Annotated in this window: 28 protein-coding genes and 1 pseudogene; 15 read left to right on the forward strand and 14 right to left on the reverse strand. The window is 39.5% G+C overall.

All coding sequences use genetic code 11. The annotated features are described in order from the left end of the window. Positions 1–98: 98 nt before the first annotated feature. The 8 genes from A7P54_RS05125 to A7P54_RS05160 all read left to right on the forward strand — a co-directional run bounded on the left by A7P54_RS05125 (position 99) and on the right by A7P54_RS05160 (position 5,882). Entirely contained in the window at positions 99–458 is a 360-nt protein-coding gene (locus tag A7P54_RS05125) for a hypothetical protein (protein WP_004806721.1), read from the forward strand. Positions 459–569: 111 nt separating this feature from the next. Then, positions 570–899, forward strand: coding sequence for a hypothetical protein (locus tag A7P54_RS05130; protein ID WP_004806727.1), 330 nt, complete (start codon positions 570–572; stop codon positions 897–899). Between the two features lie 118 nt (positions 900–1,017). Then, on the forward strand, positions 1,018–2,136 hold the full coding sequence (gene ftsY, locus A7P54_RS05135) for a signal recognition particle-docking protein FtsY (RefSeq protein WP_171548852.1): 1,119 nt from the start codon (positions 1,018–1,020) through the stop codon (positions 2,134–2,136). 182 nt (positions 2,137–2,318) lie between these two features. Continuing rightward, positions 2,319–2,915 (forward strand): nitroreductase family protein, encoded by a 597-nt coding sequence (locus A7P54_RS05140; protein ID WP_171548853.1) that lies wholly within the window; start codon positions 2,319–2,321, stop codon positions 2,913–2,915. Between the two features lie 431 nt (positions 2,916–3,346). Then, positions 3,347–3,547, forward strand: coding sequence for a hypothetical protein (locus A7P54_RS05145; RefSeq protein WP_004806733.1), 201 nt, complete (start codon positions 3,347–3,349; stop codon positions 3,545–3,547). Between the two features lie 227 nt (positions 3,548–3,774). Then, positions 3,775–4,236: a hypothetical protein gene (locus A7P54_RS05150; RefSeq protein ID WP_171548854.1), complete on the forward strand. Its 462-nt coding sequence runs from the start codon at positions 3,775–3,777 to the stop codon at positions 4,234–4,236. A 380-nt stretch (positions 4,237–4,616) separates the two neighbouring features. After that, positions 4,617–5,300 (forward strand): DUF2057 family protein, encoded by a 684-nt coding sequence (locus A7P54_RS05155; RefSeq protein ID WP_004806736.1) that lies wholly within the window; start codon positions 4,617–4,619, stop codon positions 5,298–5,300. Positions 5,301–5,363: 63 nt separating this feature from the next. Continuing rightward, positions 5,364–5,882: a GNAT family N-acetyltransferase gene (locus A7P54_RS05160; RefSeq protein ID WP_171548855.1), complete on the forward strand. Its 519-nt coding sequence runs from the start codon at positions 5,364–5,366 to the stop codon at positions 5,880–5,882. A gap of 53 nt (positions 5,883–5,935) precedes the next feature. Here A7P54_RS05160 and A7P54_RS05165 read toward each other — a convergent pair whose 3' ends face one another. From A7P54_RS05165 to A7P54_RS05175, 3 genes are read right to left on the reverse strand one after another with little or no spacing between them, the layout of a single operon-like run. Continuing rightward, positions 5,936–7,597, reverse strand: coding sequence for a PepSY-associated TM helix domain-containing protein (locus A7P54_RS05165; RefSeq protein WP_171548856.1), 1,662 nt, complete (start codon positions 7,595–7,597; stop codon positions 5,936–5,938). Position 7,598: 1 nt separating this feature from the next. Beyond that, positions 7,599–7,886, reverse strand: coding sequence for a hypothetical protein (locus tag A7P54_RS05170; protein WP_005212618.1), 288 nt, complete (start codon positions 7,884–7,886; stop codon positions 7,599–7,601). Then, positions 7,887–8,144: a hypothetical protein gene (locus A7P54_RS05175; protein ID WP_151715200.1), complete on the reverse strand. Its 258-nt coding sequence runs from the start codon at positions 8,142–8,144 to the stop codon at positions 7,887–7,889. A gap of 170 nt (positions 8,145–8,314) precedes the next feature. Here A7P54_RS05175 and A7P54_RS05180 point away from each other — a divergent pair, with 170 nt between their 5' ends. Then, positions 8,315–10,588 (forward strand): TonB-dependent siderophore receptor, encoded by a 2,274-nt coding sequence (locus tag A7P54_RS05180; RefSeq protein ID WP_171548857.1) that lies wholly within the window; start codon positions 8,315–8,317, stop codon positions 10,586–10,588. 62 nt (positions 10,589–10,650) lie between these two features. On the opposite strand, the gene A7P54_RS05185 is transcribed toward A7P54_RS05180, so the two are convergent. From A7P54_RS05185 to A7P54_RS05220, 8 genes are all read right to left on the reverse strand, one after another. Next, entirely contained in the window at positions 10,651–10,947 is a 297-nt protein-coding gene (locus A7P54_RS05185) for a cyd operon YbgE family protein (protein WP_171548858.1), read from the reverse strand. A gap of 4 nt (positions 10,948–10,951) precedes the next feature. Continuing rightward, positions 10,952–11,053, reverse strand: coding sequence for a cytochrome bd-I oxidase subunit CydX (gene cydX / locus A7P54_RS05190; protein WP_004653762.1), 102 nt, complete (start codon positions 11,051–11,053; stop codon positions 10,952–10,954). 14 nt (positions 11,054–11,067) lie between these two features. Further along, complete coding sequence (gene cydB / locus A7P54_RS05195) at positions 11,068–12,213, reverse strand: cytochrome d ubiquinol oxidase subunit II (RefSeq protein WP_004806746.1); 1,146 nt, start codon at positions 12,211–12,213, stop codon at positions 11,068–11,070. Then, the gene (locus A7P54_RS05200; protein ID WP_005188126.1) at positions 12,210–13,787 is read right to left on the reverse strand and encodes a cytochrome ubiquinol oxidase subunit I; all 1,578 of its coding nucleotides are present in this window, start codon (positions 13,785–13,787) and stop codon (positions 12,210–12,212) included. The genes cydB and A7P54_RS05200 overlap by 4 nt, the downstream gene beginning before the upstream one ends. After that, positions 13,787–13,978, reverse strand: a complete 192-nt coding sequence (gene cydP / locus A7P54_RS05205) for a cytochrome oxidase putative small subunit CydP (protein WP_004806751.1) — start codon at positions 13,976–13,978, stop codon at positions 13,787–13,789. Before cydP ends, A7P54_RS05200 begins: the two co-directional genes overlap by 1 nt. Positions 13,979–14,531: 553 nt before the next feature. Beyond that, positions 14,532–15,143, reverse strand: a complete 612-nt coding sequence (locus A7P54_RS05210) for an OB-fold-containig protein (protein WP_167515391.1) — start codon at positions 15,141–15,143, stop codon at positions 14,532–14,534. Positions 15,144–15,165: 22 nt separating this feature from the next. Beyond that, positions 15,166–15,471, reverse strand: coding sequence for a Rieske (2Fe-2S) protein (locus A7P54_RS05215; protein ID WP_017402009.1), 306 nt, complete (start codon positions 15,469–15,471; stop codon positions 15,166–15,168). A gap of 16 nt (positions 15,472–15,487) precedes the next feature. After that, entirely contained in the window at positions 15,488–16,501 is a 1,014-nt protein-coding gene (locus tag A7P54_RS05220; RefSeq protein WP_171548859.1) for an adenosine kinase, read from the reverse strand. A 115-nt stretch (positions 16,502–16,616) separates the two neighbouring features. On the opposite strand from A7P54_RS05220, the pseudogene A7P54_RS19025 reads away from it, so the two are divergent. The 4 genes and pseudogenes from A7P54_RS19025 (at position 16,617) to A7P54_RS05240 (ending at position 21,859) form a co-directional block, all read left to right on the forward strand. Further along, positions 16,617–17,066 (forward strand): annotated as a pseudogene (locus A7P54_RS19025) (GNAT family N-acetyltransferase). Between the two features lie 132 nt (positions 17,067–17,198). Further along, positions 17,199–20,138, forward strand: coding sequence for an insulinase family protein (locus A7P54_RS05230; protein ID WP_171548860.1), 2,940 nt, complete (start codon positions 17,199–17,201; stop codon positions 20,136–20,138). Positions 20,139–20,161: 23 nt separating this feature from the next. Further along, positions 20,162–21,331: a phospholipase A gene (locus tag A7P54_RS05235; protein WP_005313536.1), complete on the forward strand. Its 1,170-nt coding sequence runs from the start codon at positions 20,162–20,164 to the stop codon at positions 21,329–21,331. Further along, positions 21,332–21,859, forward strand: coding sequence for a cysteine peptidase family C39 domain-containing protein (locus A7P54_RS05240; protein WP_171548861.1), 528 nt, complete (start codon positions 21,332–21,334; stop codon positions 21,857–21,859). On the opposite strand, the gene A7P54_RS05245 is transcribed toward A7P54_RS05240, so the two are convergent. From A7P54_RS05245 to ilvA, 3 genes are all read right to left on the reverse strand, one after another. Further along, positions 21,847–23,184, reverse strand: a complete 1,338-nt coding sequence (locus A7P54_RS05245; RefSeq protein WP_171548862.1) for a TrkH family potassium uptake protein — start codon at positions 23,182–23,184, stop codon at positions 21,847–21,849. The genes A7P54_RS05240 and A7P54_RS05245 overlap by 13 nt on opposite strands. Before the next feature lies 1 nt (position 23,185). Then, a complete protein-coding gene (locus A7P54_RS05250; protein ID WP_005313544.1) occupies positions 23,186–23,836 on the reverse strand; it encodes a TrkA family potassium uptake protein in 651 nt (216 codons plus the stop codon). Between the two features lie 156 nt (positions 23,837–23,992). After that, entirely contained in the window at positions 23,993–25,537 is a 1,545-nt protein-coding gene (ilvA, locus tag A7P54_RS05255) for a threonine ammonia-lyase, biosynthetic (RefSeq protein WP_171061068.1), read from the reverse strand. Between the two features lie 98 nt (positions 25,538–25,635). On the opposite strand from ilvA, the gene rpiA reads away from it, so the two are divergent. Together rpiA and A7P54_RS05265 are read left to right on the forward strand one after the other, a co-directional pair. Beyond that, the gene (gene rpiA, locus A7P54_RS05260; protein ID WP_004806773.1) at positions 25,636–26,307 is read left to right on the forward strand and encodes a ribose-5-phosphate isomerase RpiA; all 672 of its coding nucleotides are present in this window, start codon (positions 25,636–25,638) and stop codon (positions 26,305–26,307) included. Next, a complete protein-coding gene (locus A7P54_RS05265) occupies positions 26,307–26,999 on the forward strand; it encodes a SprT family zinc-dependent metalloprotease (protein ID WP_171548863.1) in 693 nt (230 codons plus the stop codon). Before rpiA ends, A7P54_RS05265 begins: the two co-directional genes overlap by 1 nt. Position 27,000 lies beyond the last annotated feature (1 nt).

A 27,000-nucleotide genomic window follows, 5' to 3' on the forward strand; every position in this document is an offset into this window, starting at 1 on the left:
TCGGTGTCATTACGTAAATAAAATCTTACACGATTAAACATTTGTCGCAAATAATTTTAAGTAAAATCAAAGTGAGAATAATAGAAAAGGAGAATAACATGTCCAATGTCATTGATGGCGTAACTGTGGATGTTCCACCATTAGAAAGTCAAATTATTGCGTTAGCTCATCATCATCGTCAATTACTTGATGAAGCCATTTTCCATCAAGAAATTCATTTGGGTGATTACTGCTTAGCACAACGTAAACGCGTGTATGACTTTGCGAGTCATTTAAGTCCTGAACAAAAAGATCAGTTTTATAGGATCTACGATGGAGAGTTGAAAAATATTGCCGATGATGATGACTTGCATCCTGCAGATGCTGAAAGTGGTGTAGGGATGTTTGCCATTTTTATTACCTTAGTCATCATTGCATTTATTTTGTACTTTTCCTTCGTTCGTACATTAGTCAGTTAATCATTGCTAAAGTAGTGTGCGTTCAATAAGTTGTGGAATTGTGACTTATTGAACGTTGTGCTTGTCCTTAGCGAATCAGAGACTTACACTACCTCTAATTCGAGGTAGATTATGTTGTCTATAATTTTTAAACATAAGGTTATGCAATCCAAATTAGGATTTAAGTTGGACCAATTTTACAATGTTTTGGTCGGTATTATTATTTTGTCTATTTTTATACTTGCGTATAACGCATTGCAACGTCCAATTAACACAGCGCAGTACCAAAAAGTTGTTCAGTATGCACAACAAGCCAGCCATCCAAGAACACAGCATTTGGCCGAAGACACTTTGGAGCAGGCTAAAATTCGACGTGTAGATTATCTAAAGCTTTTAAATGCTTATCAATTTGAATCGAATCGTATTAAACAATACCCGGCAATGGCAAAAGAAGATGAGTGAGTTTTAAACGATTCATTTTTATTTATAAATGAATGGTTTGCCGCTGTCGGAAAAAAGAAATCAATTTATGCTAGACTAGCGGTCTTTTTAAAAGCTGCTTTATTCTCAAGGAATCGACATGCAACAGCAATCGAATATGCAAAATAAATTCTTGATAGATGCTGACATTGGTGATGATGATGTCACATTACCGAATTTACCTGCTGTCGATGTTCCCATTATTGATGAGCCAGTTGTAAAAACTACAGTTGAGACGTCAGCACCTGTAACAATTGCAGCAACAGCACCTGTTGTCGAAGAAGAAACCCAAGCTACGGGATTCTTTGGCCGTATGAAAGATGGTTTGACTAAAACACGTCGTAGTTTCACCGATGGTATGGTCAATATCCTGATTGGTGGCAAAGAGATTGATGACGAGTTATTAGAAGAAGTTGAAGAACAAATGTTGGTTGCCGATATTGGTGTAGATGCAACCAAAACCATTATTGCCAATTTGACTGAAAGAACAGCTCGTGGTGATTTGATCTATTCCCATGCGTTGTACAAAGCACTGCAAGAAGAATTAGTCGCTTTACTCGCACCGCGTGTTAAACCACTGCATATCGATCCTAACAAATCACCTTATGTGATTCTCATGGTCGGTGTAAATGGTGTGGGTAAAACCACAACCATCGGTAAATTGGCGAAGCGTTTACAAGGTGAAGGCAAGAAAGTCATGCTTGCTGCAGGTGATACGTTCCGTGCGGCAGCGACTGAACAACTGCAAATTTGGGGAGAGCGTAATGACATCCCTGTGGTTGCTCAAGGTCACGGTGCAGACAGTGCTTCGGTTATTTTTGATGCTTTTGAAAGTGCGCGTGCTAAAGGCATTGATGTCTTGATCGCGGATACTGCAGGACGTTTGCAGAATAAAGCCAACTTGATGGAAGAGCTGAAAAAAGTGAAGCGTGTGATGCAAAAGATTGATGCAACTGCGCCACATGAAATTATGCTCATCGTTGATGCTGGTACGGGGCAAAATGCAATTAACCAAGTTCAGCTGTTTGATGAAGCGGTTGGCTTAACTGGGATTACCATTACCAAGCTTGATGGTACAGCAAAAGGCGGCGTGTTATTTAATATTGCAAGTCGTACCCATGTGCCGATTCGTTATATCGGTGTGGGTGAGAAGATTGATGATTTACGTCCTTTCTCAGCTAAATCATTCGTTGCTGCATTATTTGAAACCGATAAGTAATTAAATTGTGTTAAAAAAGACTCCACGACATGTGGAGTTTTTTATTTCGAATAAAAAATAAGACTGTTTCAAAAATAAAACGATCTGTCATGTTTTTTAGACTATTCCTAAAAAATGCGTCGTTATACACTACATTCAATCCAAGATAACGCCCCAAAGGGCACAAAGGTAGGAATAACAACATGAGCAACTTCTTAAATAGCATTAAATCACGCCGTACCATTTATGCGATTGGTAAAAACCTTACAGTTGACCAAACTAAAATTGAAGAGACCATCCGTGAAGCGGTAAAACACAGCCCATCATCATTCAACTCGCAAACTTCACGTGTTGTGACTTTGTACGGTGAATCTCATGTTAAATTCTGGGAAATCGTACGTGAAACTTTGCGTAAAATGGTACCAGCAGAAGCATTTGCAAATACAAGTACAAAAATTGATAGCTTTGCTGCTGGTTTTGGTACAGCGTTATTCTATGAAGATCAAGATGTTGTAAAAGGCTTACAAGAGCAATTTGCATTATATGCTGATAACTTCCCAGTATGGTCAGAACATTCAAGTGCAATCGCTCAGTTCGCAACATGGACTGCTTTATCTGAAATTGGCGTGGGTGCATCATTACAGCACTACAACCCAATTGTTGATGCCGAAGTTGCAGAAACTTTTGATATTCCAGCAAACTGGAAATTACGTGCTCAGCTTGTATTCGGTTCAATCGAAGCAGCGGCAGGCGAGAAAACATATATGGATGATTCTGCACGTTTCAAAACTTTTAACTAAGTTAAAACGAGTAGCAAAAAAGGGGCACTGTTTAGTGCTCTTTTTTTATTTCTACGAATGGAATTTCAAGTAGTGCTGACGAAATGGGCAGCTTTGTACATACTTTGCGAGAACTGGTAATCCAGAATGTTGAGTTAGAGGATAGTAGAAAAAGAATAACTGATGAGCATGAGTTTGAAATCATTGATTTAAAGAAAAAATTGATCAATTGTTTAAAGATAAGCCTGAATTGGTTGTAATTTAGCAAGCTAAAGTATTAGGTTTAGATAGTACAAAAGGTTTGCACAAAGAGGTGTTGAGAATAAATAATACGATTGGTAGAGTTGTTTCAAAGATTACTTTTAAAAAAGCACTTTAAAGTGCTTTTTTGTTGTCTTGTTATTTTCATAATAGTTTGCTTTTATGGTTGTTCAGATTAATAGGAATTCATCATGAAAGAAGCAATAGAACAATATCGCCAAGAACGAGCAACATTAGAAAATGAGATTTCAGATTTCCTTGAGAAGAAATTTGCAGAATTCAAAGACAAGACTGGTGCTGAAGTCATTCACCTTGAGGTGGAGTTTGATTCAACTGATGATGAAGAAGCGGAATTCTTTATTTCGAGTGTGTTTATTGGAACTGATCTTTAATTGAATCAAGAAATAGAAAGCCTCCTTCGGGAGGTTTTTTATGGGAAATTTATTTCACTTATGAAGTAAAAAATTATAAGAATTACATCATCATGGATCTTTAGTAAAAGGGTTATGATTTTTTATAATAATCATAAGTTTTTGTTTTTAATATTTAATTTGAAATAATAGTGAGTAAATAATAAAATATACACTTGTCTTTATTTATTTTGTGTTGAGTTTTTTTGGTGAAAAAATTAGTAATTCTTCTTATAAGTACGGTAATTTGTGGTTCGGTGTATAGTGCAGATGATATCTTCAGCAAAGATAAATCACTTTTAATTCTAAATAATGATGAGTCTCATAAAGAGGTTAAAAGTAGTGAACAGTTTGATTTCTTTGAGTCGATGAAGCAACAAGAACAAGATCGTGTCAATCAACGTAATTATGAATTAGAGCAAGCGCACGTAGTACAACAGCATACATCTAATATGAGTCCTCATGATAGGTCCCAATATTATCTGGAACATAGACATTTCGATGCTTTGAATGCAGAAGGACATGAGCAACAGTTCAACTCAATTTTGAAGGCGAAGAACAGAGGTTTAATTTCTGAAAAAGACTACCAGCAAAAAATTGCAAAACATACCCCGGTGCCATTGGATCAGAGAAATAATCAACTTAAATTCTCAATCCCAATTGGGGAATAAGTTAGTTAACGGCAAAGCTCATCAAAAGATGGGCTTTTTTGTTGTCAGGAAGCTACATTAATGCAGCGTGTTAGATTTAATATTTTCCTTTCAAATCAACATGGCTTCGAAATAGACCTGATGTCAAATTGGCCAATTCAAACATAAAGCTAACATACAGTTTTGTTTATATTTTGCAGCAAGACAATTCTTAACGATATATTTGTTTTACAAAACAAAATGTTAGATAAAGTCATTTTCTTTTGCCATATATATGCTGTATATATCTTAAATAAGCCGAATTGTTGCAATAGACAGTTTTGGTTTTTGTCATAAAATGGTCATAATCGCGGAGCATAGTGCTTACGATTTCATAAATTGTTTATACTGAGAAGAGTCTAATGTCTTTAAGAGTTGGTGTTGCTGCTTTCGGTTTATTATTAAGTAGTTCAGTTTTTTCTGCAGTCACTATTACTGCCCCTGAAGAAATCGTGATTCTTGCTGTAAATGGTCAAGAAGTAAATAGTGGATTAATTCCATCAAAGAAGAATAACTATCAAGTAGATCCAGGCAATTTAACTGTTAATGTTCGCTATCGTGAATATTTTGAGCATTTAAATGGTGAACATGACATCGTTAAATCAGGCGTTGTAACCATTCAAGTACCAGATTTACAAGACAATCAGTCTTATAGTCTAGGTTTGGTTAATGCACCTAAAAACTTCGATGCTGCAAAGAAATATGCAGATCAACCTACCGTTGCTTTGTATGATCAAAATAAAAAACTGGTGGTGCAGCAAACGGGTGCAAATAATGAGGCACAGCCATGGTTCACTGGCAGTAATTTATTAAGCCGTACTTTGGATTTAACCCAAAAGAATAAGAATAATGCTACGAATCAACCTGCACCTGTTTATGCAGGAACCACAGCACAAGTAGTTGCAACTGCGCCTGTAGCGGTAACAACAGCAGCGGCAGCCGGTACAGCAAAAACCACAGATCAACAATTGGCAGAATTGTGGCAGAAAGCATCTAAAGCTGAGCGCCAAAAATTTATGGCTTGGTTAGCTGGTCAAACAAACTAATCTAAAATTGAATAACAAAGCCGATGTTTTCATCGGCTTTGTTTTGTGTGGAATAAAATAAAAATGTCTTTAAAGATTAGAAAAGCAAAGAATAGTGATTTGGAACAATTGGTTAAGCTGATTAATATCGCTTATAGAGAACAATCAGAACGTAGTTGGACAACTGAAAAAGCGTATGTGCAAGGCGATCGCATTGGTAAAGCTCAATTAGAACAAATATTGCAGCAACTAAATTTCGAATTATTGGTGGGTGAGCTAGGTAATGATGAGATTATTGCCTGCATTGGATTAAGTTTGAATGCTGATTGTATAGAGATAGGTACTTTTGCGATTGATCCAAGCATACAGAATCAAGGCCATGGGCGTGAATTACTCAATTATGCTGAGTTATATATTGCTCAAAATTATCCAAAGATTCGTGATTTAGTCATGCATGTTCTGGATGTTCGTATTGAGCTGTTGGCCTATTATCAGCGCCGTGGTTACCAAATAACGGGACGGAAAAGCGAATATCCAATTGAGGCTGATGTAGGGCAACCCATTGTACCTATTCAACTGATTGAAATGAAAAAATCTCTTTAATGCATAAAAAAGCCATGATGAATTGGAACAATCATGGCGTTAAGAACAGGAGGTTATGCTTGGTTTTCAGTAAGCGATGGTGCTTGGTCAACTTTTTGCGTAGACCAAATTGAACCAACTGGTGCAGCTTGAGCACGCTCTCTGGCTTGTTGATAAAAACGTATAAATATTAAAGCAAATACCAAAGCAACGATATCAATCCAAATCAAATGTGCTGTTGAATACCAAAGTCCTTGAATTGGAAACACATAAGCAAGTAGAGAAGTCGCAGGAATCAGCAATAAAACAAGCGCAATGGCGAAGAACAGTTGGGCTAAAGCCTTTGCTGCACCAATAATAAAACTGTATGAAATACAAGCAATAAATACTAAATAGTAGCTATACATAAATACATGGTTATGACTTTGTAATTGCAATGGTATGACATAGGCCCATCGACCAATCAACATACTGGTAAATATCGCTAACATACAACCTAAGCAAGCACCTATGGTCAGATTGGCAATAAACATGACGTCTTTACGCTGTTGCGGTGCTGGTAGGTTGGGATTTTTCTGTTTACGCAGGCGAGTTTCAATCCACAGAATATTGCCTGAATAGAACAGATAAGCCCCACCTAAGCCAAAGATCAAATAGATCCAGCGAATGGGTTCACCACCATAGTTACCAAAATGTAAGGCAAACATTGAACGAATCAGTGATGCAGCTGAGCTTTCTTCAATTGATAGGGTTTTAGTTGGGTAAGGTGTACTTTGATATGGATTAAATGACATATAGTCAAAGGTATCACCGCGAAGCATACGATCCGGATGATATAAAGCAACAAAGGCAGATGCGCGTTCAGGATTATCCAGTTGGTTAAAACGAATGCCATCAATACGATAATCAGGTGCTGCTTTTTGAATGTTGAGAAAAACTTTTTCTACATCGAGTTGTGGCTTTGGCTCAACAATTTTAACGGCTGGTGGACGTTCAAATAGTGGCTTATCTTTCGAAACCAGCTGAGTGAGCGCACCATAAAAAATATCATGAAAAGCAAAAACCACAACACTTACACTAATGATGATATGAAAGGGCAAGCTGGTGATGCCAATGACGTTATGCGTATCTAACCAAAAGCGTTTCTTGTTTTTACCTTTGCGCACAGCAAAATAATCACTGATCAGCGTGGGGAGTAACACGATTAAACCCGACATTATGGCAAGAAAGTATAAAACTGCCACAACACCCATCACCATTACACCTGCGGTATGGTGTCCCATCATGCCAGGGATACCCGCAGTTTCATGCAGTTGTTCAATCAGCCAACCTAATTTAGATACATTTTCCTCTTTGGCAATCAGTTGTCCATTGTTATCGAGTGTTGCCATCATAGTTGTTTGAGCAATATCAATGCCATGATGATCTTCAGTTTCCTCATGCGCTGCTTCCCATTGGATGGGTGCATTATGTCCTTCTGGCCAGTTAAAGCTTAAAGTGAATGCCTTTTGTGTTTCAGGGAACTTCGCCTGAACTTTATCGACCAATTGGTTGTATTGGTTGGTTTGAATTTTTGCTAACTTTTGCTGAGGAGGCGCTGCCCATTGACTAAGTTGATGTTGAAACATCGTTAGCCCACCAGCAAAAAAACAGATAAATAATAAAATACCTGCGCTTATGCCAACCCACGTATGTAGATTTTTGCCTGTTTTAATAATATCCGCACGAATTTTCATTTTAAGCTCTTATCCAAAATAACAGGGCATAAGCAAGGACATTGGCAATACTGTAGATCACTAAGCTTTGCCAGCCTTTCGGGATGAAATAGACAATAAAAAAGACGCATAGCCAAATCCAAGGAATTGACCACATTCCCAATTGTGGTGCAATCGAAGAATCAGCATTGGATTTACTGAGTAAAAGAATGATTGCTCCCATCGCCATTGCAAAGCTGAGACCGAGAACGGCACCAACAAATGTTTTGGTCCACCAATCAGGTTGTAGTTTTTGTTTAAGCATGTTCATTTAAGTTGGCCTTTTCATGAGCATAATGAAGGGGGAAAATGACCAAACCAGCGTAGCAACTGCCAGCCAGATTAAAATAGCAACCAAAAGGGGTAAGCAATAAATCAAGATGCTTAACCCGACGAATAAGCCAACAAGTCCGAGGTAGAAGAATGGCCGAGACAACTGCTTTTTCAGAAAAATTTGATGGGTGTGGCTGAGATAGACACTCATACAGGCAAGCAGTGAAACCATGATCCCTAAGAGTTTTAAAGTCATGTTAATAATCTGTTAACTATAATGATAATAATTATTATTTAAATTCAATAAAAATTAAAGCTTATATTCAAAAACTTAACTGATTTAATCGGAACATGATGAATTAAATGCTATTGATAATTGTTATCATTTATATACTATGTAAAAAAATATTTCATCTCGGGGGAGCAATGCAGCATTACAACTTATATATAGCGATTATGTTTAGCCTATTTGGGGCTTCTACAACAATGACGTGGGCAGAAGATCAATCAGAAGACTTAAAAAAATCGGATGTTTTACCGATTATTCATCTTAAAGCGGATCATGAAGCTTCTGCATATACCATTAAAAAATCAAAATCGGCAACCAAACTGGAGCTGTCTTTAAAAGAAACGCCACAGTCAGTGAGTGTGATAACCGAACAACAAATGAAAGATCAAAATCTGACAAGCGTATCTGGGGTACTTGATCAGGTTCCTGGTATTTATCGTCAAAGTTATGGTGCCACATCTGCTTGGGGAACGGGTGGTGAATATACTTCGTATTATTCGCGTGGCTCTAAAATTATTAACTTTCAGATTGATGGATTGTTGTCGAGTCCTGCGATAGAAGGTCGTAGTAACACCGCTCTCAGTAATATTGATACCGCTATTTTTGAAAATATTACTGTTGTTAAGGGGGCAACTGGCTTGTTAAATGGTAGTGGTTTGCCAAGCGCCAGTGTTAATTTTAACCGTAAGCATGCAACAGCAAATGCTCAATCATCTGCCAAGCTGAGTTATGCTTCATGGAATACTTGGCGTAGTGAAATTGATGCCTCTCAAGCCTTGAATGAATCAGGGAGTATTCGTGGTCGTGTTGTCGCAGCACATCAACAAGGCGATAGCTGGCAGAAATGGGGTGACGCTGCATCAACCATTTTATATGGTGTAGTGGATGCTGATTTAAGTGATAAAACAGTTTTAAGTATTGGTACATCATTAAGCCGTAATGAAAGTGATGGCCAAAGTATCCACGCTTACGCAAATTTTGATGCGAAGAATATTCTTTCTCCAATGGGACGTAAGGACAACTCAGCCCCACGATGGGCTTATACCCATACCGATAGTCTAAATGCATTTGCGCAGTTGCAGCATGAGTTTGAAAATCGTTGGAAGTTGAATGCAAATTATAATTTTGCGACAACCGATACAGAAAGTATTTATGGTGTGATTGGGTCAAATACATCTGGCGTTTATAAGACGCAAGATGGCAAGCGTGTACAGGTCATTGGCGCTGATGGTAAACCTGTTTATTACACTGATTATGAAAAAAATACATCAACTGTGACTGCTGGTTATCAGCACACTAAACCTGTTGAGCATTCTGTTGATTTGGGTGTGACTGGACCATATCAACTTTTTGGTCGTGAACATGAGCTGATGCTAGGTGCAAACTTTCAGGATGTAGACCAAAATGATCCTTATTACAATCGGGTAATGGGTGAAACTGGCGTAATTAATATCAAAAGCTGGAATGGTTATACTGCACAGCCTGCTGGGTTATATACAGCGGCAAGTGCAGGAAATTCTGTACTGCAATTTAGACAATATGGTGGTTATTTAGCAACTCGTTTAAATCTTCTTGATCATTTGAAAGTCATATTGGGTGGGCGTGTTTCGAGCATTGATTATTATGCCGAGTCTGGTAATAAAAATAGTGGAACAAAAATTAAAATTGATGATCAGTTTACGCCTTATGCAGGGATCGTTTTTGATGTCACACCTGAATGGGCAGTTTATGGTAGTTATACCAGTATCTTCTCACCACAAGCAAATAAAGACTATCAAATGAAATTGCTGGATCCTAAACAAGGTGATAGCTATGAGCTAGGTGTAAAAGGTGAGCTGTTTGCGGGTCGTGTGAACACCAGTTTGGCTTTATTCCAATCGAATATGGATAATGTTGCTGTTGAAGCTGGTAAATATGCAACCAGTGAAGAAGTGCCTGGTGCCGTTGCTGGAACATCTTATTACCGTTCTGCAAAAGGTGCGAAGACAAAAGGCTTTGATGTGGCAGTGTCTGGAGAAGTGCTGCCTAATCTGAATCTAAATGGGGGATATACTTATTCAGAGACCAAAGAAAAAGGCGATCGTATCAATACCGATATTCCAAAAGATCAGTTTAAGCTCTTTGCTACTTATAAGTTTTCGGGTGATTTAGACAAGCTGAGTATTGGCGCTGGCGTGACATGGCAGAGTAAAATTTATAGTAGTTATGATATGGATGGCTTTGCTCGTGATAGCAATGGTCAAAAAGCTTTTACATTGGTTGATGCAATGGCGAAGTATGAACTCAGCCCAGATTTAACAGTGGGTTTAAATCTCAATAATATTACGGATAAAAGCTATCGTTTAAATACGTCAAATCAAACCTTTGGTGCACCGCGTAGTGTAACGGGTTCTGTATCCTTCAAGTTTTAATATCAAGTTGATAAAAAAGAGGAAGCAATATTGCTTCCTCTTTTTTTTAGATTCCTCAGAAATTAATTTCCAATCCAAATGAAATATCCCAACACCATTAATGGCCAAGCGATATAAGGACTAAATAACCATTTCCATAACCAGAATCTTGGTATAAACCCAACCCCATGTACGAAACCGCCAGAAATCCCAATCATCACCAACATCAGCAAGCTATGATTATAATGTCCGTTGGCATCCAACATCAGCGCTGGATGGACCAGTAAAATAGCAGCAAGCGGCAATGCCAACAAAAACGAAATGGTCATTGCAAGTACTTGCGCTTTACGATTCTTCGGTGTTGTCATTGCTTCAGCCATTCTATTATTCCTCATCTAAATCTTGATGATGTTCGATATAAAGTGCACTGAGTACACCTGCGAAACATGCCATCAAGACACCTAGAATCCATGCAAAATACCACATGTCATATCTCCTGATTAATACAAACTATGTGAATTTTCTTCGATATGTTTGTTGGTGATGACACCCCACATTTTGTAATACGACCAAGAGGTATAGATCAAAATGAGAGGAACGAAGATACATGCAGCAACGGTCATTACCCCAAGGGTTTTATGACTAGAAACAGCATCCCACATGGTCAAGCTTGAAGTTGGATCAATGCTTGATGGTAATAAGAATGGGAACAAGGCAAAACCAGCAGTGAGAATTGCACCAACAATCATCAGGCTTGTACCTGTAAAACTCACAGCCGCTTTATGTTTCGCTGCACTGACAATTACCAATAGCGCACCGAGGATCGCAACGATAGGTGCAGCCATGGTGATTGGATACGTTGCATAGTTGTTTAACCAACCATGATTGGCATTGGTTACCACATCTTTCGCAAGCGGATTCAGCGCAGCATTGGTATTAACCGCAGTTGCATAGCTATAACCTGAGATATTGCCAAACAATAACCATGCACCCGCAGCCAAGAAGCACACAAGGAACACGATTGCCATGATTTGTGTTGCTTTGGCAGAGCGGTTATGCAAATTGCCATCAGTACGTAACATCAGCCAAGCACCACCATGCGCACATAGCATTGATAGGCTGACAATACCGCAAATCAGTGCAAACGGATTCAATAGCGCAAAGAAGCTACCAGTATATTGCGAACGTAAAGTGTCATCTAAGCTAAATGGTACACCTAAGAACAAGTTACCGAATGCCACACCAAAAACCAGTGCAGGAACGGCACCACCGATACATAGGCCCCAGTCCCAAGAGGTACGCCATTGGGTATTCTCTAATTTAGAGCGATAATCGAAGCCGACAGGTCGCAGGAACAGGGCAAATAGCACCAGTAGTAAGGCCCAATACATGCCAGAGAAGGCAACTGCATAGACCATTGGCCAAGCAGCAAACAGTGCACCACCTGCTGTAATAAACCAGACTTGGTTCCCATCCCAGTGAGGCGCAATGGTATTGATTGCAGCACGGCGTTCAGAGTCGGTTTTACCTACAAATGGCATCAGTGCCATTGAGCCCATATCGAAACCATCGGTAAGTGCAAAGCCAATCAGTAGTACACCAACGAGCACCCACCAGATAATTTTTAGGAGTTCATATTCGATCATGATTGAGCCTCCCCAGTTTTTGCTTCTAGTTTTTCAAAATGATATTTACCAGTATGCAAAGAACTTGGACCTAAACGAGCAAATTTGATCATTAAGTACATTTCAATAATCAGCAGTACGGTATAGAACGCTGCAAGCGCAATAATCGAGCCCCACACATCACCAGCGCTTACGCTTGATGCAGAGAGGTGTGTTGGTAAGATTTCACCAATCGACCATGGCTGACGACCACCTTCAGCTACATACCAACCTGTTTGAGCTGCAATCCATGGGAGAGGGAGAGCAAACAAAGCAAATTTGAGTAACCAAGGTTTATCTTCGGCATTACGTTTTGCCACAGCCCAAGTCGCGAATAGGAATAACAACAGCATGAGGAAGCCTGAAGCGACCATAGCACGGAAAGAGAAGAACAGTGCCGCGACGTTTGGAATGGTATCTTTAGTTGCAGCTTGGATATGTTCTTCAGTCGCATCAACCACATTTGGAGAATATTTTTTCAAGAGTAGGCCATAACCTAAGTCTTTTTGATTTTTCTCAAATGAAGCTAACAATTCTGGAGAGCGGTCACCTGCACGAAGTTTTTCTAATTCGCTATAGGCCACCATTCCATTACGGATACGCACTTCATGCTCTTTCATGAGGTCACGCAAACCCGTCACTTCTTTATCGGTAGAACGTGTTGCAATAATCCCCATCACATAAGGAATTTTAATTGCATAGTCGGTCCGCATTTCCTGCTGATTTGGGAGGCCAAATAAGGTGAATGCTGCAGGTGCAGGTTCGGTATGCCATTCTGCTTCGATTGCAGCAAGTTTGGTTTTTTGAACATCACCCAACTCATAACCTGATTCATCACCAAGAAGAATCACAGATAAAGTTGACGCTAAACCGAAGATTGCAGCGATGGCGAATGAGCGACGCGCAAAAGGTAAATCACGTTTCTTTAATAAGTAATAGCTTGAGATGGCAAGTACAAAGATTGCACCAGTGACATAACCTGCAGAAACTGTGTGTACAAATTTTACTTGTGCCACAGGGTTAAAGATCAGTGCACCAAAATCCACCAGTTCCATACGCATGGTTTCGTAGTTAAATGCAGCACCGACTGGGTTTTGCATCCAACCATTGGCGATGAGAATCCACAAGGCTGACATATTCGAGCCAATCGCAACCAGCCAAGTCACACCTAAGTGCTGTACTTTAGATAGACGATCCCAGCCAAAGAAGAATAAACCAATAAAGGTGGATTCTAGGAAGAAAGCCATCAAGCCTTCAATTGCAAGCGGTGCCCCGAAAATATCGCCTACATAGTGAGAATAATAAGCCCAGTTGGTACCGAACTGGAATTCCATAGTCAGACCAGTGGTTACGCCTAAGGCAAAGTTAATCCCGAAGAGTTTCCCCCAAAATTTGGTCATATCTTTATAAATTTCTTTACCAGAAATCACATAGGTGGTTTCCATGATGGCAAGAATAAAAGCTAAACCTAAAGTTAGAGGGACGAAAAGAAAGTGATACATTGCGGTCATTGCAAATTGGAACCGCGAAAGATCGACCACGCTTTCAGAAATCATCAACGTGTCTCCTGAGTTTTGGACATGTCACCAGCAATACGCTCGGCAACTTCATTGTTAAAATCTTTTGGAATCGTTGGCGCATCAAACCAGATGTGTTTAATCACCAAGAGAAGTACAACTTTAATAATAAGAATAATCGTGATTTCTCTGATGAGTCGCCGATTTGGATCTTGAGAACTCGTGTTCATAGAACCTCGCCTCATATTTAAAGAAGATGTAAAACATTATTAAATAAAATTTATTGAAAATAAACCTTTAGAATTTTCAAATAATCTAAAATTAAATAATTGTTTTAAATCAATATGATGAGATGTTTTTGTTAAAAAATTTAAAATATTTATTTTAACCAACTAAAATAATATGAATTAATTTTAAAACCTGATCAAAACGGTTGTATTTATATTTTTAAATCTGATTAAAAAGATAAGGTTTATATTGAATTAAATAAATATTAAACCAACTAAAATAGTATGAATATAAAATTAATAATATATACAGTGACTTATCGTTTTAATTACATAATTAAATAATTCTTACAATGAAGTATCTATAAAACCTAGTGTATAGGTAGAGATTATTTTAAAAAATGTGATAGGTATCACTGTTGTGTTTTTTGTGCCAGTGAGATCATGAAAACAACAAGAAGGGAAGAGCTAAATTCAAAACTTTTGCAGGATATATTTGTAATAAAATGTAAAAATTACTGTTTTTCTCTATTCAAGCGCAATTTTGAGACAAAAATCAGTCTGGTGCGAATAAATTATTTGAGAGAGATATTTTTTTCGCGAGATAGTGTGAGTTTGATTTTTGGCTAATTAACAACACTTGGGACTGTAATTCCAATTCACCGTACTCAGGTTCAACTTGTACATAATAGAGTTGTCCGAACTCATCACGTACACGTGCCTGAGCTGAGAAACCAGGGCGTGCGTTTCCAGTTGAGATTGTGGCTAAACGACCAACCAAATTGGTATGTGTATGAGTGACTTTGGGTTTGATCACTTGATCTAGGCAGTGAATCATAAATACGGTAAAGAAAATATCGATGATTAGTGCTGGAACAAATAAATAGTAAGGTGAAATGAAGTAGTGCTGCAAAGCAAAGAACGAAAGTTCTAGAAAATAGCCTGCAAAACTAAAATTAATCAGTAAAAAAACAAAGATCAGGTATTTAGAAAATTTCACGTCAAGTAGAGGTGAATTCAGTAACCAATCTGGGGTGAGCTTTTGAACCAATTGACTCGGTCGTAGGCCAATAACAATCCCGATGGTTTCTGCAATGCTGAGCACAATTAAAGCCACGACACTCATATGAAATGGCATCAGATAGTAATTGAGGAAAAACTCAGTCATCGCAGAATTCATGATCTAGGGCTTAATCAATATAGATACCACCATCTGAGTGGACTTCCAAATTTACTTTCTCAAGGAACTCACCTAAACATGGTCCAGAAATACATTCACCCGTTTCGACTGAAAACAGTGCACCGTGGGTAGAACACTGAATGTATTCTTTATCTTGGTCTAAAAATTGATTTTCTAAATACTCAAGTTCGGTTTGCAAATGCGGACAAACATTTTGATAGGCATAGAAACTACCATCTTTTTGAGTAATGAAAATCGTGGTCCCTTTCATGGTGTCATATGCACGAGACTCACGCTCAGGGACTTCCTCAGTCATGCAAATCTTTTCCATGTTATGCACATTCCTGTTGAGAATTTTTAAACTGTTCAAACAGTTTAGCGTAGTTTTCTACACTTAAACGGGGTCCGAATTGAGCAACCACTTCACTTGAGATCAAAATAGCAAGTTGTGCCGCAGCCTCCAAACTTAAACCAGCATTGATTGCATATAAAAATGCGCCTGAGAATGCATCGCCAGCACCATTGGTATCCACAGCTTCAACAGCACGACCATTGACATGGAAGTGGTGTGCTTGGTCAACAATCACAGCACCTTTTGCACCTTGTGTAATCACAATATGTTGATTTTTTAATTTTAGGCTTTCAATCGCAGCATCAAGATTGTCTGTTTCGGTAAACATAAGCGCTTCTTGCTCATTACAGAATAACAGATCTACACCATCATCTAGGAGTTCGACTAAACCTTGACGTGCATATTGCACCATTGCAGGATCAGAAAGAGAAAGGGCAATTTTAACACCGTGTGCTTTAGCTAGTTCGCGTGCTTGCTTAACTGCAACACGAGCAGTATCGCTGGTTGATAAGTAGCCTTCGATATACAGCCATTTTGCTGTTTTAAGTGGTTCGAGGTCGATTTGTTCAGTTGATAATTCAGCTGTGATACCGAGGTAGGTTTGCATGGTGCGTTCTGAATCAGGGCTGATCAAAACCATACATGTACCGGTTACACCTTCACTAATTGATTGTGTTGTGGTTGTGATGCCTGCTTCGTTCAAGCCGTCTAGGTAAATTGTACCCAGTTCATCATTACCTACGCGGCAGCCATAAAATGCTGTACCACCCAAAGCACTGAAAGCAACAGTTGTATTGGCTGCCGAACCACCACTGGCTTGACCCTTGTAGCTTTGAGTATCTTGTAATTTTTGATATAAATTTGCCTGTGTTTCACCATCGGCCAAATGCATTGTGCCTTTTGGCAATCCCTGTTGCGTTAGAAACTCATTTGAAACCTTAAATTCTTGGTCAATGAGTGCATTACCAATTGCAAAAAGATCAACAGTTGCCATGTTTGTCATCACAGTAAAAATCAAAAAGCAAAGTTTACACGAATGCTACGGATTACAGTAGTTTGTTGAAGAAAATTCAGCAAAGTATAGGCTCACAGTGAATGAAGGAAAGAAGATGAGGCCAGACCACTTTAGAATTGAAAGAAGTCTGGAATTGCCTGCACAAATAGATGTTTTGATCCAATATTCAGAATGTGAGGGCTTCCGCTTCTTAAATAGATAAAAACAAGATTTTCAATCAGGTACCAATTGTTTTGATCGGATCGGAGAAGCACTTTTTGTTGTGTATGATCAACATGATACTTTGATTGCCATAGGTGGAGTGAATCAAGATCCTTTTGCCGAATCGAAGAGAGTTGGGCGTTTACGTCGTTTCTATATCCATCCAGATTATCGTGATAAAAAAATAGGTAGTTATTTATTGATGCATATTGAACAATACGCAAAGACTTATTTTGAGCGGCTTGATTTATTTACTGATACAGCACAAGCGGCTCACTTCTATCAAAGTCGGGGATATCAATCTATCGTGTCAGCACATCACAATTTTTACAAGATTTTATGAAACGCTGTTTTGGATTAGGCGCTGCATTTTTCTACAAAAATAGAGTAATTTACATGGATATCGATACGTATTCTTCGGTAGACTCTCTATAATCAATTGTAATGAATTTAATAGAGATAAATTGGAGATCACATGACTGTAGATGTTACTGAAAGCATTACTCAAACCACACATCCCGCGTTTCAGCTATTACGTCAACACCATGTAGAAGCACTCGATATTCAAGTTTCAGAATATAAGCACAAAGTGACTGGTGCAGTTCACTACCATTTAGCCACAACGCATGACGAAAATGTGTTCTTGGTGGCATTTAGAACGCAGCCGATGGATTCCAAAGGTGCTGCACATATTTTAGAGCATACGGCACTCTGTGGTTCTGAAAAGTTCCCTGTACGTGATCCGTTCTTTTTGATGATCCGCCGTTCATTGAACACATTTATGAATGCATTCACAGCAGCGGATTGGACAGCGTATCCTTTTGCAACACAGAACAAAAAAGACTTTCAAAACTTATTGTCTGTGTATTTAGATGCTGCCTTTGCCGCGAATTTAAATCCTTTGGATTTTGCGCAAGAAGGCATCCGTATTGAGCTGGAAAATGATCAAGCCGTTTATAAAGGTGTGGTATTTAATGAAATGAAAGGAGCGATGAGCTCTCCTTCAGATCAGCTATATCATCAGCTTGCACATCATTTATTCCCAGAAACGACCTATCACTACAACTCTGGTGGAGATCCTAAAGATATTCCAGACCTAAGCTATGAGCAGTTGGTGGATTTCTATAAAATTCACTATCACCCAAGTAATGCCGTGTTCATGACCTTTGGCAATCAAAGTGCGTATGACTTGCAAGAGCAATTTGAGAAATTAGCTCTACATAAGTTTTCTCAAGGGACAACTTTATATTCAAAACCTGAGAAGCGTTTAACTGCACCTGTAGAAGTGACTGAAAGCTATGCGGTTGACAGTGAAGATCTGAAAGACAAAACTTACCATGTCATGTCGTGGTTGTTACCTGAAACCAGTGATACTAAATTACGTCTAGGTATGCGTTTGGTTGAGGGAATTCTATTAGAAAATTCTGCTTCACCTTTACGCCATTACTTAGAAACTTGTGGTTATGCACAATCAACAGGTCCTTTGATGGGTGTTGATGACAGCAACTTTGAAATGACCTTCTATTGTGGAGTTCAAGGCTCTAATGCTGAACATGCAGAAACATTTAAAAATGGCATTCTCGATATTCTAAAAGAGGTTGCTTCCAAGCCAGTAGATACTGATTTTGTAGATGCCATTCTTCATCAAATTGAATTACATCAACGTGAAATCAATGGTGATGGGACACCATATGGCCTCAGTCTGATCCTGAATGGATTAGGTAGTGCGATTCATCATAGCGATCCAGTTCATGTCTGGGATGTAGACTCTGCGATTGAACAAGTGAAAGAAGAGTTAAAAGACCCGATGTGGTTATCAAACTTGATTCAAACCCACTTGTTGGATAATCCGCACCGTGTACAAATGACTTTAGTACCTGATCCAACGAAATCAGTGAAAGAGCAACAGGCTGAACAAGCACGTTTGGCTGAGATTACAGCTCATCTGACGGATGCGCAGAAAGTTGAAATCCAAGAAAAAACGGCTGCATTAAAGCAACGCCAAGACACACCAGATGATCTTGAATTGTTACCAAAAGTTGGTTTAGAAGATGTACCTGCTGAATTGCAAATTGTGCAAGGTCAACTACGTGAAATTATTTGCAATGGCTTAGATACGCCGTTGAATTTATATCATGCAGGAACCAATGGTATTTATTACCAACAAGTATTGATTCAGATTCCTGATGAGATCGTACAATCACCTTACTTTAATTTGCTTTCAATCTTGATGGGCGAAGTAGGTGCGGGTGAGTACGATTATTTGGAATTCCAGCAGATTCAAACCGCAGTAAGTGGTGGTTTAGGTATGGGGGCATCATTGCGCAGTAAGGTCGATGATAAAGACCGTATCAGTGCATGGCTCACGCTGACGACAAAATCACTGACGCAAAAACTGGATGCAATTCAACTATTAAAATTGGCATTTGAGCAACTTCGTTTTGATGAGAAAGACCGTATCATCGAGTTATTGCAACAGCGTAAAACTCGCTGGCAATCACGTTTGTCTGGCTCTGGTCATAGTTATGCAATGCAAGCTGCCTCACGTCAAATGAGCGCACTTGCTCGCCGTGATTATCACAATACGGGTTTAGGCGCATTAAACTGGCTCAGTGACTTGGTTGCGAAAATTGATCAAGATGATAAAGCTTATCAAGCATTGATTACTGAATTACAGTCGATTCATCGTAAGTTGCTGCAAGCACCTAAACAATTCTTGTTGGTATGTGAAGAACATCAATCTGATCGTTTAGTTGAAGAAGTTCAAAACGTTTGGGATAAGTTAGTTGTTGATAAAACACCTGTCACTTTAACGCAAGTAGAACAGCTCAATACTTCAGATGATGAAGCATGGTTAATTCAAGCGAATGTTCAGTTTTGTTCATCTGCTTATCAAGCAGTCGATGTCGCACATCCTGATGCAGCACCTTTGATGGTATTGGCAGCTTATTTACGTAATGGTTTCTTACATAGTGCCATTCGCGAAAAAGGCGGTGCATATGGTGGTGGTGCAAGTTATGATGGCAATGCGTGCTCATTCCGTTTCTATAGCTATCGTGATCCACGTCTAGCGGAAACGTTTAATGATTTTGAAGCCAGTGTGCAATGGTTACTGAATACCGAACAACAACCGCATCAACTCGAAGAAGCAATTCTAGGGTTAGTGGCTGGTATGGATAAACCAGGCTCACCAGCCGGGGAAGCAATTACCGCATGTTATGCCTTATTGCATGCACGTACGCCAAAATTCCGTAAAATCTTACGAGAACGTTTACTCAACGTGGGCTTGGAGGATTTACAGCGTGTTGCGAAGCAATATCTATTGGCTCAAAAACCAGTGAAAGCGGTGGTTGCGCCATTTGCGAAACGTGAAGAATTGCAGAAACTTGGATTTAATATCCAGCAAGTTAATTAATAAAATAAAAATCGGAGAAATCTATGGCGTTCAAATCTTTTGAACGTAGTCATTTGGAGCTGAGTATCCTTGCGATACTTGGCTCTTTAGCGACATCGTTGTCACATGCTGAAGCGACAGCACCGGCAAGTCCTGCAACCGTTGATGCCTGTGTGGCCTTGGCCGCAAATGCTGAGCGTCTGGCTTGTTATGACAGCCTTTTTAAAGCGCCGACCATTATTCCAACACAAGTTCAGACCGATGCCGCACCTATGGTTGCAGCCGCTATGCCTGTGGCTGAATCGAGTGAACCAGCCAAACCAGAGTCGTTGAAAGATAAGGTGGTTCAAAAGGTCAGTGACTTGCATATATTAGGTGCTGCACCAAAATTTGATCCAAATGTTTCATTACTCGATCGCCGTTGGGAATTGTCAGAAGAAAGTAAATTGGGGGTATGGAATATTCGTGCTTATCAACCGGTTTATCTGTTACCAGTGTTCTGGACCAGTGATAAAAATGAATTTCCAAGCAGTCCGAACCCTGAAAATACAGTCAAAGATAAGCAAGAGTTGACCTCGAGTGAAGCAAAGTTCCAGCTTTCGTTTAAGACCAAAGCTTGGGAAAATATCTTTGGTAATAATGGTGATCTCTGGTTGGGTTACACGCAATCTTCACGTTGGCAAGTTTATAACTCAGAGGAATCAAGACCATTCCGTGAGACCAATTATGAGCCTGAAGCAAGTTTGATGTTTAGAACCAATTATGAAATTTTAGGTCTAAATGCACGTTTGCTTGGGGTGACTTTAAACCACCAATCCAATGGTCGTTCAGATCCGTTATCGCGTAGTTGGAACCGTGTGATTTTTAATCTTGGTTTTGAAAAAGACAACTTCGCACTGATGCTGCGTCCTTGGTACCGTGTTGAAGAAGATGCCAAAGATGATAATAACCCTGATATTAAGGATTATATCGGTCGTGGCGATTTAACCGCATTTTACCGTAAGGGCAATAATGATTTTTCTTTGATGTTACGCCATTCATTAAAAGGTGGTGATCGTTCGCATGGTGCGGTTCAGTTTGACTGGGCTTTCCCAATTAAAGATAAATTACGCGGTCATTTTCAAATATTTGATGGCTATGGCGAGAGCTTGATTGATTATAACCACCGAGCGACCTATGTCGGCTTGGGTGTATCTTTAATGAACTGGTACTAAATGAGTTTAAATATTCCAGAGTCCTTATTACAGCTTGAAGCAAATTGTGGTGTCTTTGCACTCTGGTTAATCGTGAAGCAATATCATACCCATATTGATATTGCTGACCTGATTCGCTTGTCTGGCCATGACCGAGAAGATGGAACATTTACCATTGCTTTGGCTGTGGCACTGAAAAAATTAGGGTTTGACGTGTCGTTCTATACGGCACCTGACCCTAATATTGATGAAAGGGAAAAGCAAAGTTATCTCGATGCCCAGCATCTTCAGATTCCCATTCAGGCGGCTTTAACTTATTCAGAGATTCAGCGAGCTTTTGAACAAGGCCACTATGTGATTGTGTTTTATGACACATTAGAAGGTATGGGGAACCAGTCCTTGATTTATTCAATCGATGAACACGAAATTAGTTTTTGTGATCATTTTGACGTGATGTCTAAAACAGTGTTTGAACAACAACGTCAAAGCGATGAAATTTGTCGACAAGTGATTGTGATTCAACAGCCTGTTGATCATTATCCTATCTGAATATTGGCATTGGCGTGTTTTAAGCGGCTCTTCTTTGGAGTCGCAATTAAATAGGCCAGTGTTAAAGGTCCCAATCGTCCCGTAAACATCAGCAAACTCAGCACAAACAAACTACCATCATGCAACTGACCCGTTGCACCTCGTGACAGTCCTACAGTACATGCGGCAGAGACCACTTCAAACATCAGATCGAGCACATCTAATTTTGGTTCAAGCAGGAAAACAATAAAGCACCCTACAAAAACGAGCATGCCTGTAATGGCAGTAACTGCAAGTGCTTTATAAGTTGTTTCTTGTGAAACTGAATGGTTAAAAATCCGAATTTCTTCATTACGGCGTAGAAAGGAAATCACACAGAGCAATAAAATTACAAAAGTACCGACCTTAATACCGCCAGCCGTACTAAGTGAACCACCACCAATAAACATCAATAACATAGTCAATAAAGCCGTACTATGTTCCATTGAACCTGTATCAATGGTGTTAAATCCTGAAGACCGTGGCACAGTTGCTTGAAACCATGCATTCATGGCTTGTTCACCTAAACTCATTGAACCTAGGGTGAGTGGATTGTTGGACTCTAAAAGCCAGATCAGTACAAAAGCGACAAGGTTTAAAATTGCGATGGTACTGAGGATCAATTTGCTGTTCGGGGTCAACTTGCTCCAGCGTTTATTTTGTTTAACATCAATCAGAACCAAGAAGCCAATCCCGCCTAAGGTATATAACATACTGATGGTGAGACAAATCAGATAGTGGCTTTGAAAGTTAATCAGACTGTTATCAAACAGGGAAAAACCTGCATTATTAAAAGCTGAGACACTATAGAAAACAGCATAATAAAGGCCACGATCAAAACCATACATTGGCGCAAAGGAGGCTGTCAGGATAATGACGCCAATCAACTCAAAGAACAGGGTATACAGCACGACGCCTTTGGCAACAAAGGTGACTTTAGAAAGGCTGGTTTGACCTAAACTGTCTTGCGCCATCATTTGTTGTTTTAGCCCCAGTTTTGGAGCAAGACTTAAGGCTGCCAATATAGCGAAGGTCATAAAACCTAAACCACCCGATTGAATCAACAAAAGGATAATAAACTGCCCAAGATGATTGAATGAATCATTTAGGTTTACGACTGATAAACCTGTAATGGTCACAGCCGAAGTTGCTGTAAACAAGGCATCCATCCAACTGACATTGCCTTTATTTGCGATGGGAAGTTTGAGTAATATCGTGCCAATAATAATAAAACTAAGAAACCCAATCGCAAGTAAAGACGGTGGGCTGAGGTTGAAAATTTTCTGGGAGTTTATTTTGAATGCCATATTATGCGAAACATCCTGAAAGTTTTCGGAGATGACTGAGTAAACCTTCTAGAATGAGGACATCACCTGTTTTTAAAGTGAAGTTGCCGTCTGTTTCATAGAGAATTTCTTGATCTCGTTTTAACAATAAAAGTTTGATATGCGGTTCTTGTTTTAAAATGCCAGATAAATTTACGTTGTTGAGCTTTTCATGCACAGGCACTTTGACAATATAATGATCATGATCAAGCGCCATATAACGGCTTACCATTGGGTAATTTAATGCCTGAGCAACTCGAACACCCATATCTTCTTCAGGATGGATAATCTTACTGACATTTAAATGAGAAAGAATGGTGTGATGTGCTTTGGTTTTAGCCTTGACCAGAATTTTCTCAACACCAAGATTCTTGAGATTTAAAACACAGAGAATACTGGCTTCAATATCTTCACCAATGGCAACAACGACAGCATCGCAATTTTGGATATTCAGCTCTTCTAGGACATGCTCGTCGGTGGCATCGGCGATCACGGCATGGGTAATACGATCAGCAAGACTTTCAACATTGCGTTTAAAAGTATCAATACCAATGACATCATGATTCAGTTTAGTTAGCTCTAATGCAACAGTTGCCCCAAAACTACCTAAACCAATGACTGCAAACTGTGCCATAACTGTCCTTAACTAAATGATAAAAATGTCTTTTTATTCATTTTAAGATGGAATAACTTTCTATTTGTAATGATTTTGTTTGCGCTACACATTTATAAGCAAAACATCGAATAAAAATAAAGCCGACATTATGTCGGCTTTATAGTATTGGCAAGCTTATTTAAGAAAACGACGATAGCCCGTATTATCTGTGATTTCGGCATACGGATAAGTGATTTTCTCTAAAGTTTCGACTAAGCCATCTGGATTTTGCTTCGCATCGGTTGCTTGTAGGCCCACCAGTACACGACCTTCCGCAGCGCCATGATTGCGATAATGGAATAAGGTAATGTTATGGGTTGGGCCCAAACGTTCTAAGAAGGTTAACAGGGCGCCTGGACGTTCTGGAAACTCAACACGGAATAAACGCTCATGTTCGATATTGGCATGACCACCAATCAAATAACGAATATGCAGTTTCGCAACCTCATCATCAGACAGGTCATCCACTTCATATTGTTGTTTCAACATCTCATGAATTTCATGACGCTCGGTTTCACCACCTTTGAGGCTGATTCCGACAAAGACTTGAGCGAGATTACTATCACTGGCACGGTAGTTAAACTCAGTGATGTTACGACCTTGTAGAGCACGGCAAAAATGCAGAAATGCACCTTTTTGCTCAGGAATTGTTACCGCGTAGATCGCTTCACGACGTTCACCCAACTCAGTGCGTTCTGCAATATAGCGTAAACGGTCAAAGTTCATGTTAGCACCACAAACAATTGAGACCATATTTTTGCCAGTCAGTTGGTGCTCTGCGACATATTTTTTGATCCCAGCCAAGGCCATTGCACCAGAAGGTTCAACAATACTGCGATTCTCGTCATAAGTGTCTTTGATTGCAGCACAAATTTCATCTGTATCTACAGTGACTATATCTGGTTCTACGATTGGACCTGAATTATCTGATTTACGAAGACGAATAATGTCGAAAGGTAACTCACCGATTTGTGCAACAGCCGTACCATCAGCAAATAGACCAACATGAGGTAAGATCACACGTTCATTGGTTTCAAGTGCAGCTTTTAAGCACGCGGATTCTTCGTATTCAACACCAATGATTCTGACATGTGGTGCAACTTCACCTAAGTAGGCTGCAACCCCAGCGATTAAACCACCACCGCCGACAGCAACAAAAACGTATTCTACATCACGCCATTGACGCAATAACTCATTGGCAATGGTTCCTTGTCCCGCAATCACCAGTTCATCATCATAAGGTGGAATAAAAACCAAGCCTTCATCTTCAGCACGCTGTTTGGCATATTTATTGGCAACATCAAAACTGTCGCCATGTAACACAACTTGGCCACCTAAACGCTTAACTGCCTGAACCTTAATGTCAGGTGTAGTGCTTGGCATGACAATGATGGCATGAATCCCTAATTTTTTTCCTGATAGAGCGACACCCTGAGCATGATTACCTGCAGATGCACAAATAACACCACGATCAAGCTGATCTTTTGGTAATTGGCTAATTCGGTTGTAAGCACCGCGTAGCTTGAAAGAGAATACAGGCTGTAAATCTTCACGTTTAAATCGAATGTTATTATTAATTTTCTGACTAATTCGTGGAGCTGCTTCAAGCGGTGTTTCAATCGCAACATCATAAACCGTTGCTTGTAAAATTTGTCGTACCACACGAGACAGCATGTTCATCTTCCCTATAACAGTTTAAAATAGGCAATCATTGTAGCAAACCCCTGTGCATTTGCGCTGTTTTCTTAAAGCAAATGTCAAAATAGTTGAGTGAAGTCATGAGTCTATATGCAACCCAAGATGAAAAAAAACAAGCTGCGGCCAAAGCAGCCTTGAAACATTTGCCTAAAGGCGGCATTTTGGGCGTAGGAACAGGAAGTACCGTTAATTTTTTAATTGATTTATTGCCTGAATTGCAATTAGAAGCAGCAGTAGCAAGTTCAACTGCAACAGCTGAACGCCTAAAAAAACTAGGCATTGAAGTGGTCGACATGAATTCTGTCGGTGGTTTAGATGCTTATGTGGATGGTGCTGATGAAATTGACCGTCATATGCATATGATCAAAGGTGGTGGTGCGGCATTAACCCGTGAAAAAATTGTTGCCTCAATTGCAAAGAAATTTGTGTGTATTGTAGATGATTCAAAATGGGTAGATCAGTTAGGACGTGATTTCCCACTTCCTGTTGAAGTGATTCCGATGGCGCGTTCTGCCGTAGCCCGTAAGATTGTTGCCTTGGGTGGTGATCCTGTTTATCGCGAAGGTGTTGTAACCGATAATGGAAATGTGATTTTAGACGTATTTAATCTGAATATTCTAAATGCGATTGAGTTGGAAAAAACCATTAATGATATTCCAGGTGTTGTGACCAATGGTATCTTTGCATTAAATGCAGCAACCATTGCTGTTGTTGCAACTGACAGTGGTATCGAAGAGCGCACAGCACAATAATGCCATCAGTTTCATTAGAAACGCTGTTACCTGAAATTAAAGTTGTTCGACATGCAAGGGCAAGAAATTTGCGCTTGCGTGTTGAGCCAACAGGTATTCGCCTCACAGTTCCTTTGTTCTGTAGCAAACGACAGATTCAGCAGTTTCTGCATCAGTCTGAACAATGGTTGATCGAGACTTGGGCTAAACAACAACAGCAATTTAATCAAATTACGATATTTCCTGAATCGTTGATATTGTTTCACCATGTGCAGCCTTTTAAGATCATTCAACAACAGCAACGACATATTTTTAAGTTTGATTTCGAGCAACAACAATTACTGATTCGGCATGAACAGTCTGAACAGGCTTTACAAGCCGCTGTCATGGCTTATGCAAAGCAGTTTTTACCTGAATATTTAGCTCAAGTGAGTCAGCAGATCAGTCTACCGTACCAGCAATGTAGTATCCGAAAACCTAAAACACGCTGGGGCAGTTGTAGCTCCAAACATGACATCATGTTAAATGCCGCATTGGTGCTGATGCCAGAACATATCGTGCGATCAGTCTGTGTACATGAGTTGGTGCATACCAAACACTTTGACCATAGTGCTGCTTTTTGGAATGAGGTGGCAAAACACGATGCCAATTACCTTGACCATCGAAAGCAATTGAAACAGACGCAATTGCCGAGTTGGTACTATAAAAAATAAT

It is taken from the genome of Acinetobacter sp. Ac_3412 (assembly GCF_013072675.1).
In the GTDB taxonomy this organism is placed as follows: domain Bacteria; phylum Pseudomonadota; class Gammaproteobacteria; order Pseudomonadales; family Moraxellaceae; genus Acinetobacter; species Acinetobacter higginsii.